This is a genomic window from Rhizobium sophoriradicis, from assembly GCF_025200795.1.
Taxonomy (GTDB): Bacteria; Pseudomonadota; Alphaproteobacteria; order Rhizobiales; family Rhizobiaceae; genus Rhizobium; species Rhizobium sophoriradicis.
The window spans coordinates 245,610-260,418 of the sequence record NZ_CP104152.1 but is presented as its reverse complement, the minus strand read 5'-3'; the positions used below and the strand labels follow the sequence as shown (position 1 = coordinate 260,418).

At 61.5% G+C, this 14,809-nt stretch carries 13 protein-coding genes and 2 pseudogenes; 9 read left to right on the top strand and 6 right to left on the bottom strand.

Annotated elements, in window-relative coordinates; translation table 11 throughout:
- Nucleotides 1-2 precede the first annotated feature (2 nt).
- The gene (locus N2597_RS01290) at nucleotides 3-1,598 is read left to right on the top strand and encodes a response regulator (RefSeq protein WP_183597518.1); all 1,596 of its coding nucleotides are present in this window, start codon (nucleotides 3-5) and stop codon (nucleotides 1,596-1,598) included.
- 21 nt (nucleotides 1,599-1,619) lie between these two features.
- Nucleotides 1,620-3,302, top strand: coding sequence for a VOC family protein (locus N2597_RS01285; protein WP_210281876.1), 1,683 nt, complete (start codon nucleotides 1,620-1,622; stop codon nucleotides 3,300-3,302).
- On the opposite strand, the gene N2597_RS01280 is transcribed toward N2597_RS01285, so the two are convergent.
- The 3 genes from N2597_RS01280 to N2597_RS01270 all read right to left on the bottom strand — a co-directional run bounded on the left by N2597_RS01280 (nucleotide 3,268) and on the right by N2597_RS01270 (nucleotide 6,242).
- Complete coding sequence (locus N2597_RS01280; RefSeq protein ID WP_183597522.1) at nucleotides 3,268-4,173, bottom strand: DMT family transporter; 906 nt, start codon at nucleotides 4,171-4,173, stop codon at nucleotides 3,268-3,270. The genes N2597_RS01285 and N2597_RS01280 overlap by 35 nt on opposite strands.
- A 104-nt stretch (nucleotides 4,174-4,277) precedes the next feature.
- On the bottom strand, nucleotides 4,278-5,759 hold the full coding sequence (locus tag N2597_RS01275) for an FAD/NAD(P)-binding protein (protein ID WP_183597524.1): 1,482 nt from the start codon (nucleotides 5,757-5,759) through the stop codon (nucleotides 4,278-4,280).
- Between the two features lie 48 nt (nucleotides 5,760-5,807).
- Complete coding sequence (locus N2597_RS01270) at nucleotides 5,808-6,242, bottom strand: OsmC family protein (protein ID WP_077992580.1); 435 nt, start codon at nucleotides 6,240-6,242, stop codon at nucleotides 5,808-5,810.
- A gap of 143 nt (nucleotides 6,243-6,385) precedes the next feature.
- Here N2597_RS01270 and N2597_RS01265 point away from each other — a divergent pair, with 143 nt between their 5' ends.
- The 4 genes from N2597_RS01265 to ku (N2597_RS01250) all read left to right on the top strand — a co-directional run bounded on the left by N2597_RS01265 (nucleotide 6,386) and on the right by ku (N2597_RS01250) (nucleotide 8,869).
- The gene (locus N2597_RS01265) at nucleotides 6,386-6,646 is read left to right on the top strand and encodes a hypothetical protein (protein ID WP_077992582.1); all 261 of its coding nucleotides are present in this window, start codon (nucleotides 6,386-6,388) and stop codon (nucleotides 6,644-6,646) included.
- Between the two features lie 84 nt (nucleotides 6,647-6,730).
- A complete protein-coding gene (locus tag N2597_RS01260; protein WP_341356216.1) occupies nucleotides 6,731-7,699 on the top strand; it encodes an IS481-like element ISRel2 family transposase in 969 nt (322 codons plus the stop codon).
- A gap of 64 nt (nucleotides 7,700-7,763) precedes the next feature.
- On the top strand, nucleotides 7,764-7,994 hold the full coding sequence (locus N2597_RS01255) for a DUF2188 domain-containing protein (RefSeq protein ID WP_096763638.1): 231 nt from the start codon (nucleotides 7,764-7,766) through the stop codon (nucleotides 7,992-7,994).
- Between the two features lie 20 nt (nucleotides 7,995-8,014).
- Nucleotides 8,015-8,869 carry a non-homologous end joining protein Ku gene (gene ku, locus N2597_RS01250; RefSeq protein ID WP_077992586.1) on the top strand — a complete coding sequence of 285 codons (855 nt, stop codon included), beginning with the start codon at nucleotides 8,015-8,017 and terminating at the stop codon, nucleotides 8,867-8,869.
- 71 nt (nucleotides 8,870-8,940) lie between these two features.
- Here ku (N2597_RS01250) and ku (N2597_RS01245) read toward each other — a convergent pair whose 3' ends face one another.
- The 3 genes and pseudogenes from ku (N2597_RS01245) to N2597_RS01235 all read right to left on the bottom strand — a co-directional run.
- Nucleotides 8,941-9,744, bottom strand: a complete 804-nt coding sequence (gene ku / locus N2597_RS01245; RefSeq protein WP_183600072.1) for a non-homologous end joining protein Ku — start codon at nucleotides 9,742-9,744, stop codon at nucleotides 8,941-8,943.
- A 98-nt stretch (nucleotides 9,745-9,842) separates the two neighbouring features.
- Nucleotides 9,843-10,988, bottom strand: a complete 1,146-nt coding sequence (locus N2597_RS01240) for a right-handed parallel beta-helix repeat-containing protein (protein WP_183600074.1) — start codon at nucleotides 10,986-10,988, stop codon at nucleotides 9,843-9,845.
- A gap of 249 nt (nucleotides 10,989-11,237) precedes the next feature.
- Nucleotides 11,238-11,363: pseudogene (locus N2597_RS01235) on the bottom strand (ABC transporter permease subunit); the annotation flags it as partial.
- 96 nt (nucleotides 11,364-11,459) lie between these two features.
- Here N2597_RS01235 and N2597_RS01230 point away from each other — a divergent pair.
- From N2597_RS01230 to N2597_RS01220, 3 genes and pseudogenes are all read left to right on the top strand, one after another.
- The gene (locus N2597_RS01230) at nucleotides 11,460-12,191 is read left to right on the top strand and encodes a FadR/GntR family transcriptional regulator (RefSeq protein ID WP_183600076.1); all 732 of its coding nucleotides are present in this window, start codon (nucleotides 11,460-11,462) and stop codon (nucleotides 12,189-12,191) included.
- Nucleotides 12,188-13,772, top strand: a pseudogene (locus N2597_RS01225) (ABC transporter substrate-binding protein). Before N2597_RS01230 ends, N2597_RS01225 begins: the two are co-directional and overlap by 4 nt.
- Nucleotides 13,773-13,847: 75 nt before the next feature.
- Entirely contained in the window at nucleotides 13,848-14,807 is a 960-nt protein-coding gene (locus tag N2597_RS01220; RefSeq protein ID WP_183600078.1) for an ABC transporter permease, read from the top strand.
- The last annotated feature ends 2 nt before the right edge of the window (nucleotides 14,808-14,809 follow it).

The following is a 14,809-nucleotide window of genomic DNA, read 5'->3' as shown; positions in this document are numbered from 1 at the left end:
GTTTGGCGGAAGACTGCTGCATTCTCATCATCGACGACAATATCGACGATCGCGAGGTCTATCGTCGCATATTGGGCCGCGTCTCCAGCACCGCCTATACCGTCGTCGAGGCGGAGACCGGCGAAGAGGGCCGTGCGCTGAACGGGCGCAAGCGGCCGGACTGCATCCTGCTCGATTATTCGCTGCCCGGGCGCGACGGGCTCGGCGTGCTGGCCGATATATTGGAGGACGATCCTGTCGCCAATGTCATCATGCTGACCGGCCAGGGCAGCGAGACCGTCGCCGTCGAAGTGATGAAGGCCGGTGCGCGCGACTATCTCACCAAGGATTCGCTTTCGCCCGAAACGCTGCACCGCTGCATTCAGAACGCCATCATGCACGGCATGCTGGAAGCACAGCTGGAGCAGAAGCGGCAGTCGCTCGAGATCTTCACGCGCGCCATGGCCCATGATCTGAAGGAGCCGCTCAGGACGATCAAATCCTTCAGCCGCATCCTGCACGGTTCCGCAGCACTTCCGGCCGAAGACCGGGAACTGCTCGATTACGTGCTGAGCGCCGCCGACCATATGGAAGACCTGATCGTCAAGGTCTCAGGCTTCACCAAGCTCGAAGCCTATGGCGGGCCGGAGCTGACGCCGGTCTCGCTGTCGGATGTGCTCAACCAGGTGGAAGACAATCTGCGCCAGCAGATGGAGAGCCGCGGGGCCGTGATCATTCGCGGCGCACTGCCGGAGGTCATGGGCGATGCGACGCTTTTGACCCAGCTTCTGCAGAACCTGGTGTCAAATGCCATCCGTTATTGCGATCAAAAGGTTCCGGAGGTGACGATCTCAGGTGAAGCAGAGGGCCATACCTGCCGCCTGACGGTGCGTGACAACGGACCGGGCATCGATCCCCAGCACCGCGAGCTGATCTTCCAGCCGTTCAAGCGGCTGGTCGGCCGCGGCATCGAGGGCACCGGGCTTGGGCTTGCCATCTGCCGCCGCATCGCGCAGCTGCATGGCGGCTCGATCTGGTGCGAACCGGAGAAGGGGTCCGGCGCCACCTTCATCGTCGAAATGCCGCTCGCCGCGGCGCGGCCCGCGCCGCCGGCCGCATCGGCCGCTCCGCCCAGCCCAAAGCCTGCGGAGCAGCCGGGCGAAGGTTCCGGCAGGCTTGCCGAAGTGCTGCTGGTCGAAGACAGCCCGGCCGACATTCAGATTCTGAAGATCAAGCTGATGCGGCGGGAGAAGGTGACCTTCAACCTGCATGTCGCCACCAACGGACGCGAGGCGATGCGGCTGCTCGAGGAGCGCGCCGGCACAGCCGACCTGCCGCAGATCGACCTGATGCTGCTCGACATCAACATGCCGATCATGGACGGCTTCGAGGTGCTGAACGCACTTTCGGCCGACGCCCGACTGAAGCGGATTCCCGTCTGCATTCTCAGCACCTCAAGCGACGAGACCGACATGCAGCGGGCCAGAAACCTCGGCGCGCGCGCCTATATGGTCAAGCCGCCGACCCTGCAGCAACTGGAAGAGGCCCTCGTAGATGTCGATCATTTGGAGCTGCTGCAGCGCGGCGATTCGCTTGCGCTTTGTGCGGAACAAAACTAATCGGTGGTCATTGGCAACGGTATGATCTTTGCAACTTTCATACTCGCGCTCCTGACGACGCCGCTTCAATCAGGACTGCTCTCGATGGTATCAGGCATACATCACGTGACGGCCATCACCCGCAAGGTGCAGGCAAACGTGGACTTTTACGCCGGCTTTCTCGGCATGCGGCTCGTCAAGCAGACGGCCGGTTACGAAGATGTGATGCAGCTCCATCTGCTCTATGGCGATGCGGCGGGAACGCCGGGTTCGCTGCTTACCTTCCTCGTCTGGGAAGACGGCGCCCCCGGCCGGGCAGGCTACGGCCAGATCAGCGAGATTTCGCTGGCGATCGATCCGGCGAGCATCGGCTACTGGCTGACGCGCGCCATGAGCTTCGGCCTGCGCTCTGAGGGACCGACCGACGAATTCGGCGAGCCTGTTCTCAGGCTGAAAGATCCCGACAATATCATCCTCAAGCTCGCCGGCGCCAAGAACCTCACATCGCCCGCCGCCTGGGACGGCGCCTCGATCCCGGTCGAACATGCAGTCCAGCGCGTGCGCGGCGCGACCATGCTGACGGAGAAGCCTGGCGAAAGCCGGGGCTTTCTCGAGAGCCATTTCGGTTACCGCTTCCAGGCCAATCGCGGCACGATCGACAGGCTGGTTTCGCAATCGGGCGACATTATCGACGTGCGCGATGCACGCGGCTTCTGGTCCGGGGCGCCCGGCACCGGCACCGTCGATCACCTCGCGTTCCGCGCCCCGGACGAGGAGACGCTGCTATCGGTCGGCAAAGCCCTGGAGGCGACCAATGCGTCGCCGACCAACATGCATGACCGCAAATATTTCCGTTCACTCTATGCCCGCGAGCCGGGTGGTACGCTGGTAGAGCTTGCGACCGACAAGCCGGGCATGACTGTCGACGAGGAGCAAGCCGCACTCGGAACGAAGCTTTTTGCGCCGCCCGGCGCGATCACCAATCTCGACGAGCTGAAGGTGGTGCTGCCGCAATTTTCGATGCCCGGCCAGCCGCGCGTCAATTATCGCGAGCTGCCCTTCGTCCATCGCTTCTACACGCCGCCGAATCCAGACGGCAGCGTCTTCGTGCTGCTGCACGGCTCGGGCGGCAATGAGACGACGCTGATGCCGCTGCTCAACAAGGCGGCGCCGCGTGCAACCCTCATGGGCGTGCGGGGCCGTGCCACGGAAGAGGGTTTTCCGCGCTGGTACAAGCGCATCACACCCTTCTCCTTCGACCAGGACGACATCAAGACCGAGGCGGAGGCCTTTGCGGCCTTCATCGACGGCGCCGTCAAGTCTTACGGGCTCGACCCCAAGAAGATCGTCTATGTCGGCTATTCCAACGGCGCCAACCTATTGAACTCGCTGCTCTACCTGCACCCGAACCTCGTTCACAAGGCGGTGCTGCTGCGCTCCATGCCTGTACTCAGCGACTTCCCGCATGCCGATCTGAAGGGCACGGACCTGCTCGTCATCAGCGGCAAGACCGATGCCTACGGCCAATATGCGAGCGAACTCGAGGAGAGACTGAAGAGTTCGGGCGCCACCGTCGATTCCGACGTCATCCCGGGCGGTCACGACCTCGGTGATGCCGATGTGCCGATCATCCAGAAGTGGCTGCTCCAGAGAATGGGCGATGAGACACCGCCGCTGGAGCAGCAAGCCGTCAAGCCGACGAGCGAGACGTTCGGGCGACCATGATGCCGGCCAGCACCACTGCGGCGCCGAGCGCCTGCATCGTGCCGATCGCCTCATTGAGCAGCGCCCAGGCGAGGATCGCGGCCACGACCGGCTGCAGCAGCAGCGTCAGCGATGAAAAGGCCGGCGGCAGATAGGCCAGCGCATAGGTGATCGCCACCTGCCCGCCGGCATGGCTGATAAAGGCGAGGCCGAAGAGGATCGACCAGCCGTAGAGGGTCGCCGGCAGCATCTGACCTTCGAAGAAAAAGGCTATCGGGAAGATGCAGACGGCAGCCGATGCCGTGCTCCACAGCATGATGCGGATCGTATCGAACCGGCTGCGCAGCCTGCCGATCGCCAGGATATAACAGGCATAGAAGAAGGCGGCGATCATCGCGGCGCCGTCGCCGGTTAAATCGCCATTGCCGAGCCCTGCCGGACCGCCTTTCAGAATAACGACCCCGGCAAGTGCCAGAAGCAGCCCCAACAGGAAGACGCCGCTGGTTCTCGCCCTGAAAACCAGGACGGCGATCAGCGTGACGAAAACGGGCGCGAGATTGGCAAGCAGCGTCGCGTTGGCGACCGAGGTCATGGTGAGCGAAAGGTGCCAGGCGGCAAGGTCGAGCGCCAGCATGACGCCGGGAAGAACCAGCATGCCATAATCGGAAAGGTTTTGCGGCTTCGGCCCCGCATCCTTCTTCATGAGCGAGACGATGAAGATCGGGATCAGCGCCAGCGCCACGCGCCAGAAGGCGGTGGCCATCGGCCCGACTTCGGAAAGCCGCACGAAGATCGGCGAGCCGCCGATCGCCGCGCCGCCGAGAACGAGCGCCGCAAGAGCGAGACGATTGGAAGGCGAGGCTTCGGAAAGGGTGGAAGCGGTTTGCGACATGGTCTCGATATTTCTGATTGCCCGAAGGCCGGGCCATTGACTTCGGACTGCGTAGCAGAAGTCGATTGCCTGAGACAGTCGGAGAACGACATCGAAACGGAAAATCAGGTCGGATGCGTCTTTGTGTCAGCCAGTCGCAGCTTTGCGGCGATTTCGGCCGCAATGAAGAAGGCGTGCTCGGTCACCTGCGGCAGTCCCATCAACTCGCCGAATGTGCCCCGCGCCAGCGGACCGGAGATCAACAGCGACGGATCCGCCGTTCCCGACGGGCCGATCGCCTCCGAGCGCTCGGTGCAGGCAAGGCCGAGACCGGTGGGGTCAAGCGACAAATGGCCGTCTGCCGCGAGCGCCGCGAGCCAGGGCTGGGTTTCGAGAATGCCACCATGGGCCGGACCGGTGGTGACGATGACAGCGTCATAGATCCGCTCAAGCGGCTGGCCGCGATGGCGCGGCTGCAGGGTGCAAAGGATGAGTTCGCCTTCGATGCGCCCATCGGCGACGGAACCGGCAAGGATTTCGAGGCGACCGGCAGCAATCGCCACATCGAGCACGGCTTCCACCTGCGGTGCGATGCGGAAACGATGCACATCCCAATAGGGACGCAGATGGCGGGCAAGACGGCGCCGTTCAGCAACCGGCAGCGCCTGCCAGAGATCATAGCCCTGCGCCCGCACCTGATCGATCACCCCATGCCAGCTTATGTCCTGCGCTTTCGCGGCGCTGATGGCGGCGCGGATTTCGGCCAACAGCGAAACGGCGGAGTGTGCCGCATCGGAGAGGAAATCGCCGAAGAGCGGTTGCGGCACCGGCGGATGGCCGCGCGAGCGCAGGCCGCGGCGCGAGATCGCCGTCACCGGACCGTGATGTCCGCGTTCGGCAAGCGAGGCAATGACATCGGCGGCGGTCAGGCCGTTGCCGATGACCAGCACCCGGTCGTGGGGACGGATGACGTCGAGCGCGCCCGGCTTCGTCGTGTCGGGGACGAAACGGGGGTGGGCGGCAAGAAGGCTCGCAAGCCGGCCGGGAGCGGCCGGCGGCGGATGGCTGGTGGCGATCGCGACCATATCGGCCTCAGTCACGCCGCCTTTCTCGTCGCGGATCGACCAACGGCCGGCCCGGCGCTCGACATGGCTCACCGCCGCGCGGCGATGGCGCACGCTGCCGTCGTCCAGAAACGGCTTCAGCAGGGAGGCGACATAATCGCCGAAGAGCCGGCGCCGGGGAAAGATCTGGCCGTCGGAGCGTCTTGCCTCGGGGTCGCAGGCGACTGCGTCCCGGGCCTCGATCCAGGCCTGGAATTCACCCTGGTCGTCAGGCTGCAGGCTCATCTTGGCGGCCGGGACATTGATGCGGTGGGCCGGATCGTCCGTGTCATAGGCAAGACCACGGCCGAGCTCCGCCCGCGGCTCGAAAACGACGATCACGGGATGTTCGCCGCCCATCGCCCGGGCGAGATGATAGGCGACGCCCGCACCGGAAACGCCACCGCCGATGATGGCGACGACGGGCTGTTTTGACGTCGGCAGGGGCTTGGACTGCATGGTGGCCGGATCTTGCTTCGATGGCCAAACATAGAAGCCGGACATTCCTAGCGCAATCCTCGCCCGGCAATTGTCTATAATAATTGTGTAGGATTAATGCGGTGCTGATATTGTCGTCGAAAATTCAGGATTGCCGCGGATGGTGTTGGTGACCGTGCAGATCTCATCTTCAGCCGCATGGACAATCTTGCGGCGAGTCTCCTCGTCGATATCGCCCGTGATCGAGAAGACAATGTTGAATTTGGCAACGCGTGAAAGCCCTTCTTCCGCCTTTTCGCCAGTGACGTCGGCAGCGATCTCGCTGATCCTGTCGAGAACGCCCATCTGGCTGGCGGCAATGCGGGCGCTGAGCACGAGGCAGGCAGAGAGCGAGGCATAGAGCAGGTCGAGCGGGCTGAAGCCCGGCTGCGACGGCGCAGTGACGATATCGATTTCACCCTTGGTGGTGGAAGTCACATGCGGAAAACCGGTGCGGCCGAGGGTGGCGGCAGCGCCTGTCGGACGGGGGCGAGGCTTCAGATCGGCCATGAAAAATCCTCTGACAATAGCCTCACAGAGATAGCGAGTTGCGCTTCGGCCTGCAACGGCGCGGCGACGCTCGGCAACGGAACCTTTCCATCCGTCATCAGTTGATTACACCTGTACGAAACCAGTGACAAAGGTGCATCGCAATGGCGCATGTCCGCAGCATGGATCGTCAGGGCCGGCGGATGGACGCACGCGACCGGCTGATCATCGCCCTCTATGCACAACTCAAGGCCGAGCGGGAAACGCGCGAGACGCTGGAATGGGCGATCCGCAACGGCGCCATTTCGCAGGAAGTGCTGGAGGCGATTGCGGCCGATCCGGTTCCCGTGGTTACCAGCGAGGACATCGCCTCCCTGGAAAAAATCATCGCGCTCGACGAAAGGCGTAAACCAAATCGGAACTAGATGTGAGCTTTCGGGAGGTTGTCCATTCAAAGCGGATTTAGGAGACTGGAGCTATCACACCTCGAGTCGGAAGGATCGCCGCGAATGAACATTCATAAGAATGCCCGACTGACGCCGTTGCGCCGGGAACAAATGGCGCTTGCTGTTATCGAAGGGCATCTGACCCAGGCTCAGGCAGCACAGGCCTATGGCGTCGCGGCCAAGATCGTCGCCCGTTGGGTCGAGCGTTTCAAGGCCGGTGGTCGAGAGGCGATGCTCGATCGTTCCTCCCGACCTCATGCCATGCCCCGGCAGACCAGTCAGGCGCTGGCGGAGCGCATCATCACGCTTCGCCGCCAGCGCCTGACTGGCAAGCACATCGCGATCGAAACCGGTGTATCTGCAGCGACGGTGAGCCGGGTTCTCAAGCGCGCAGGCCACTCCCGCCTCAAGGATATCGAGCCGGCCGAGCCTGTGCGTCGTTATGAACGCCAGGCTCCCGGCGAGATGATTCATATCGACATCAAGAAGCTCGGCCGGTTTCATGAGGTCGGCCACCGCATCACCGGCGATCGCACTCGCCAGAGTTCGCGCAGAGGCAAGAGTTGGGGCGCCGGTTGGGAATGCGTTCATGTGGCCATCGACGATGCCTCTCGCATCGCTTTCTCACAGATATTGCCGGACGAGACGAAAGAAAGCGCCGTGGCCTTCTTGAAGGCGGCATTGGCCTATTATGCCAGCCTCGGGATCGCGGTCGAGCGCGTCATGACCGACAATGGTCCCTGCTACACATCAAAGCCATTCGGCCAAGCTTGTCGCGACAACGGCCTCAAGCACGTTCGCACCAGACCATATACGCCTAAAACCAACGGAAAGGCCGAACGCTTCATCCAGACCGCCCTCAGAGAGTGGGCCTACGCCGTCGCCTATCCCAACTCGGACATGCGCGCCGCCGAACTGCCACGATGGCTTCATCGCTACAATTGGCACAGGCCTCACGGAAGTCTAAACTCAAAACCACCAATCACTAGGCTCGCTCTTACCCAGGACAACCTGTTGAGGCTCCACAACTAGAGCGTGATGGCGAAGCGTGCCTGGTTTTCGCCGACATCACGAATTTAAGAAGAGGAGATCCGAAATGGCCGATATCACTTATCAGGTTGTACCGCACGACAATGGCTGGGCTTACAAGCTCGGCGAGACTCTGTCGGAAACCTATGCGACGGCCGAAGAAGCGATCGTCCACGCCAAGGATGCTGCTTCACGTCAGAAAATCGGCGACGGCGACGCGTTGCTGGCTTATCCCTCACCCGACGGCGGCTGGGCGTTTCAGGAGCTCGAAACAGACAAAAGCAACGGCCGGCTCTGATTTGCAAAGGGGGAAGGGGAATGGCCGCGCGAGCAAGCTGGAAAGGTCATCTGAAGGTAGGCGACCTTGCTTGCGCCGTCGGGCTCTATACCGCCATTTCCTCCTCCGACCGCGTTTCCTTCAACATCATCAACCGCAGGACCGGCCATCGGGTTGAACGGCAATTCGTCGACAGCGAGACCGGCAAGCCGGTCGAGCGGGACGATCAGGTCAAGGGCTACCAGATGGAGAATGGCGATTACATCGTCATTGAAGGCGACGAGATCGCCGAGATCATGCCGGAAAGCGACAAGGTGCTCAACGTCAAGGCTTTCATTGCCTATGACGGTATCGACAAGCTCTATTTCGACCGTCCCTATTATCTCGCCCCCGTCGACGAACATGACGAAGAAGCGCTGTCGCTGATCGTCCGGGGCATGCGCGACGGCAAGGTGGCAGCGCTTGCCGAAGCCGTGCTCTTCAAGCGCAACCGGACGCTGCTGATCCGGCCTCATGACAGCCACATCGTCGCGACCATGCTCAACTTCGACTATGAGGTGCGCTCGGCCGACACTGTCTTCAAGGACATTCCCGACATCAAGTTCGACAAGGAGATGCTTGAACTCGCCGGCCATATCATCGAGACCAAGCACGGCAGTTTCGATCCGAGCGCCTACGAGGACCGTTACGAAGCTGCTCTCGTCGAACTGGTGAAGGCAAAGATCGAGGGCCGGGAGCCGCCGAAGAAGAAGCCGGCGCCGGAACGCAAGGTCGTCGACCTGATGGAGGCGCTGCGCGAGAGCGCCAAGATGACCGGTGAGGGTGCGGCTAAGAAAACGCCGGCAAAGAAGAAGGCGCCGGCCCGCAGCGACAGCCAGAAAAAGAAGGCAGGCTGAGATGGCTCTCGAATCCTGTCAGGCGAAGCGCAAGAACCGCTCCAGCTTTAAAGACGCTTCGCAGATGTCCTCTAACGCGGCTTCCTTTCCCCTTCTTCCGCCAGGCTCTTTTTCAGCGCATCCATGATGTTGATGACTTTGCCAGTCGATTTCACCGGCGCCGGTTTCTTGGCCGGTGCGGCCTTCTTCAGGTTCTTCTGCTTGCCGCGGATCATCGATTTCAGGCGCTTCTGGATCGGATCCTGCACCATGGTCGGGCTCCAATCCCTGGTCTCTTCCTTTACCAGCTGCTTCATCAGCGTCAAAAGCTTGCTGTCGATCTTTGCTTTATCGTCGATCTCGGCAAAGGGTTCGCGCACTTCGTCGCCATAACGCAGGGTCCAGAGAATAATGCCCTTGCCTTGCGGCTCCAGCAGCACGGCACGCTCGCGGCGATAGAGGACCAGACGGGCAATGCCGACGACGTCGTTCGCCTTCATCGCCTCGCGGATGACGCAGAAGGCTTCCACCCCGACCTTGTCGGCGGGCGCCAGGAAATGCGGCTTGTCGTACCAGATCCAGTCGATCGAGCCGCGCGGCACGAAACTGTCGATCTCGATGGTGCGGGTGCTTTCAAGCCCGACTTCCTCGATCTCTTCGTCTTCGAGAAGAACATAGTCGCCCTCGCCGCGGGGATAACCCTTCACCTGGTCCCTGTCGGCGACCGGCTTATGGGTCACGCTGTCGACATAGCGGCTTTCGACGCGGTTTTTCGTCTGGCGATTGAGGACGTGGAAATGCACCTTGTTGCTTTCGGTCGTCGCCGGCGTCAGCGAGACGGAGGCGGTGACGAGCGAGAGCTTGAGATAACCCTTCCAGAATGTCTGACGTGCCATGACGGTCCTGTCTCCCCGACACGGTGGGACATGGCAATCAACGGCAAAGCCGGTCTTTGGTTCCGGGCCGGGTGATCAGCGGTTGCGCGCGGCGCCGTTCAGATCGAGAAATACCGCTTCTGCCAGGGCAGCTTTTTTTCCTGCCATGCGCGCGGCGTGAATTCGTCATAGGCTGTCTCGGCGATCGCCAGCATCCAATTGCGGCCCTTGCGCGCCAGCAGCACGCACGACAATTCCATGCCGGGCTCGACGGCAATGGAAGGCCGGTTGGCGCCTGATATGTCGATGCCCTTGTCGCGCCACTGGATGACGATTTCATCGGGTTCGGATGTCCATTCACCCGAGGCGACGGAGGCTTTGCCGTCGGCATTGAAGCGAAGCGGCGGCGGCGTAACGTTCAGAAAGCTGCCGTCATTATGATAATTGCCGTCAATCTCACCGGCCGTGGCTTGGCCCGTTCCTTTCAATAGGATGTCCTGCCGGCACCGCATGAATATGTTGCGCCGGAGGCTGCCCGACCACGGACGATTGGCGAAAAAGGCGACGTCGCATGCGCTGATGATGTTGTCATGGATATCGATGTCCTTGCGGAATGCCCGCTCCTGGTCGGAAAAGCCGCTCAGGCTGATGCCGCGATTGTTGTTCTCGATCCAGTTGTCATAGAGGTGATGACCGGCATGATCGGCCTTGTCGCCGATGCCGTAACCGAAGGAATAATCGTTCATCCTGCCGTCGCGCATGATGTTGCTGCGCACCACGGCATTATCGCCGATCGACGAAAAGGAAAAATTCTTGCCGCCGATGAAGTTGTACTCGACGCGGTATCTCCGGGTTTTATCACAGACCAGCGCGCCCTTGTTCGAACTGCTCGTCGGCGATTGCAGGAAGAGGTTGCCGCGGATCACGATATCGGAACTGATATTGTCGTCGCTGTTTTGATAGGCGAACTGGCAGCAATCGGCGCCCTCGCCCGGCGCGGCGCCCATGCGGTTGTTTTCCAGAAGCACGTTCGACGTCTTCGTCAGATAGATGCCGTCGCCCCTGACATTGTCCGTTTCGCAGCGCCTGACGACGAGGTTCTTGCCGTTGTGAAATTTGAAGCCGCGCGGCGAGTTCTTGACGACGACGTCTTCGACCACCGTATCGGAAAACACCTGATAGGAGACGCCGATATCCTCAGCACCGTCGATGACCTGCTCCCGCGTGGAGACGCCATGAGATTTCTTTCGCAGGATTGCGGGCATCGGATCTCCATCGGCGCGATTACCTGGGCACGGCGCATCTTCTCAGAGGCGCAAGGAATGCGGGAACCCATTGAGTTGCTGCATGGCCTATCCTTAAATCAATTCCGATTTAAGAAATACGCCATCGCGCCGAATTAATGCAGGGCATGTGGCAGGAGTTTGACGGCCTGCTTCACTTCGCAGGGCGTCTTGCGATTCAGAGGCTAGAGCTTGCAACCGGTCACCGGGTCTCGAGCATCCGCATCAACCGGCGGCAATGCCGGCGGTCAGGCCTGAAATCTTGAATACCGCAATCTTGTAGCGTTTCGGCTGGTGTCCCGACAGCCGCACGGCCTCCTCATTGGTGCCGATCGCGAAGACGAAGTGTCCGAAGACCCTAATAGTCCGCGGCGATGTCGGGATCAAAGTCGGTTGACGGATATCCTACAAGTGGATATGTTTTTACATCATTGCAGACCGAATGAGAACGGAATGTCGCTGAAATCCATGAAGCCCCTCACCCGTGCGCCTCTGCTCCACGTTTCCGTGCAGGAAAGCCTGCGGGCCTATATCAGCGACAACGGATTGAAGCCCGGCACGCTGCTTCCGGCCGAATCCGAGCTGGCGAACCAGCTCGGCGTCAGCCGCAATTCCCTGCGTGAGGGCATCAAGGCACTGGAATCCGTGGGTGTGCTGGAATCGCGTCGCGGCATCGGCATCTTCGTCAAGGCCTTCTCATTCGAGCCGCTGCTCGACAATCTCGCCTATGGCCTCGGCGGCGCGCTGCGCCAGATCGAGGAAGTGATCGAGATCCGCCGGACCCTGGAAGTCGGCCTGATCGGCAAGACGGTCGAGATGATCGGCGACGACGATATTGCCGAGCTGCGCGCCACGGTGGACCGCATGCGGGTTCATGCCGAGCGTGGTCAATCCTTTGCCGACGAAGACCAGCTTTTTCATACCCTGCTGTTCCGCTGCCAGAACAACGAGACCCTTGCCAGGCTCATCGATGTGTTCTGGCTCGCCTTCTACAAGGCATCAGACTTCGTAAACCTCGACAATGTCGATCCTGTCGCGACCTGGAGGGATCACGCGGCGATCGTCGATGCCATCGAGGCGAAGGACGTCGCGGAAGCGCAGAAACGCCTGGACCGCCATTACGACGGAATTTCCCGAGTGATCGCCGCCAACAAGAAAAGTGTCAATGTGGGAGGAACACAATGAGACGACTGTTCAGACTATCGTCGACCATCGCGCTTGCTGCGATGATGGCGACGACCGCCATTCCGGCCGTCACTGGCCCGGCCCAGGCCGCCACGCTGTCGGGCGGCTTCGATGTCGGACCCGGCGGTTTCCAGGGCAATTTCAACCCTCTCGCCGCGACGGGTGGCTTCACCTGGCTCAACGTCTATTTCGAGCCGCTGGTGACCTATGACGAGAAGCTCGAGAAAGTCGTCGGCCAGCTCGCCTCATCCTATGAGGTCAGTCCCGACCAGATGACCTACACGTTCAGGCTCGCCGACGCGAAATGGCATGACGGCAAACCCTTCACCGCAAAGGATGCCAAGTTCACCATCGAGCTTGCCAAGAACGCCAAGACCGGCTCGGTTCTGGCGGCTCGCCTGAACGCCGTTTCCTCGGCCGAGGCCAAGGACGACAAGACGCTGGTCATCAAACTGTCGGCTCCATCGGCAAGCCTGATGGACACGCTGACGAAGGTGATGATGCTGCCGGAGCACGCGCTGTCGCAGATCCCGGCGGACCAGCTCGCCAAGAACAGCTGGTGGTCGACTGCGCCGATCGGCACCGGGCCGTTCAAGTTCAGCAAATATGTCACCGATCAATATGTCGAACTTGCCGCCAACACCGACTACCGGGGCGGCAAACCGTCGCTGGAAAAGATCATCAATCGCTATTTCGCCAATCCGGCTGCGGCGATCGCCGCACTGCGCGCCGGCGAGATCCAGTTCACCTATGTTGATTCGAACGATTTGACCGCCTTCAGCAACAACAAGGATTTCCGCGTCATCGAAGGCAACTCCTTCGTCGTCAATTATCTCGGCTTCAACCATGACGCACCGATCTGGAAGGATGTCCGGGTGCGTCAGGCGGTGATGTATGCGATCAATCGCGACGCGATCATCCAGAGCCTTTACGGCGGCGCCGCCAAACCGGCAAACTGCGCCTATATCGCCGACCAGGTGGTGCCGAAGGGCATCGAGGCCTATGCCTACGACCCGGAAAAGGCCAAGCAGTTGCTGAAGGAAGCCGGCTGGGATCAGATCAACGGCGACAAGCCGATAACGCTTCTGACCTATTACACTACGCCGCTTGCCGCCAATGTCATGGCTGCGGTCCAGGCAATGCTGGCCCAGGTCGGCATCAACGTCACGCCGCGCGCCGTCGACACGCCGACCTATAACAGCATCGTGCTCAACCCGACGCCCGACGTCGCGCAGTTCCAGATGGTTTATGCCGGCCTGCAGAACGGCCCCGACCCGGGCAGCATCAATGTCGGCCTCAACGAGAAGCAGATCCCGCCGGCCGGCCCGAACGTCGCCCGCGTGCGCATGCCGGTGCTGACCGCCGCTCTCGACGCAGCTCTCGGCGAGACGGATGCCGCAAAGCGCGAGGCCCGCTACCAGGAGGTCTGCAAGGTGATGAACAAGGAATTGCCCTGGGGTCTTGTGGGTGGCGAAACGTTATGGCGTCGCCTCCTCCAAGCTCAAGAACTTCATCTGGACGCCCGCCCCAGGCGGCGGCCCTTACCAGGCGCATCCGGAAAAATGGGCGATCGCCGAATAGGGCGTAGCGCATCCTGAGGAAGCCAAGGGCGGCCAGGTCGGCGAACCTGTCCGCCCCGCACAGGAACGAATTTCAATGCTGCGATACAGTCTCCGGCGCCTGCTGATCGGCGTCGGCATGCTCTTTGCCTTGAGCATGCTGATCTTCGTCATGCTGCGCCTTACCCCCGGCGATCCGATCGACGCCTATATCGACCCGAATGTGCCGATGTCCGCGTCGGATCTTGCGGAACTGCGCGTCACACTCGGGCTCGATCAGCCGCTGCCGGTGCAGTATATCGCCTGGCTGGGGCAAGCGCTGACGGGAAATCTCGGCTATTCGATCAAACGGCCCGATCAGCCTGTGCTCGGCCTCGTGCTCTCGCGGGTGGGCCCGACGGTTCTGCTGATGGAATCGGCCATCGCGATCGCGATCGTCGCTGGCATCGCGACCGGTATCGTCAGCGCGGTTCGCCGCAATTCCATCGCCGACCTGTCCTTGTCGGTCTTTGCGGTCACCGGCATATCCAGCCCGCCCTTTCTGAGCGCCCTGGTCGGCCTCTATCTGTTTTCGGTCTATTTCCGCTGGATGCCCTCCGGCGGCATGCTGACGCCCGGTCGGGAATTTTCCGTCGCCGACCTCCTCCATCACCTCGTCCTGCCCGCGACATTGCTGGCCGTGGCGCAGACGGCGCTGATCATGCGCTACATGCGCGCTTCCATGCTCGAGGTCCTGAACCAGGACTATGTACGCACGGCGCGCGCCAAGGGCGTCTTCGAATTCTGGGTCATTACCAAGCATGCGCTGCGCAATGCGCTGCTTCCCGTCATCACCCTGATCGGCTCGACCATCGGCCTTGCGATCGGCGGCGCGATCTTCATCGAAAGCGTTTTCAACTGGCCCGGCATGGGCCTGCTGATGGTCGATGCGGTGGAAGGCCGCGACTATCCTGTCATCATGGGTTCGACGCTCGTGATCGGCGCCTGCGTCATCGCCGTCAACCTTCTGACCGATCTCGCCTATGCGCTGGTCGATCCGCGGATCAAGGTGGGCTGAGC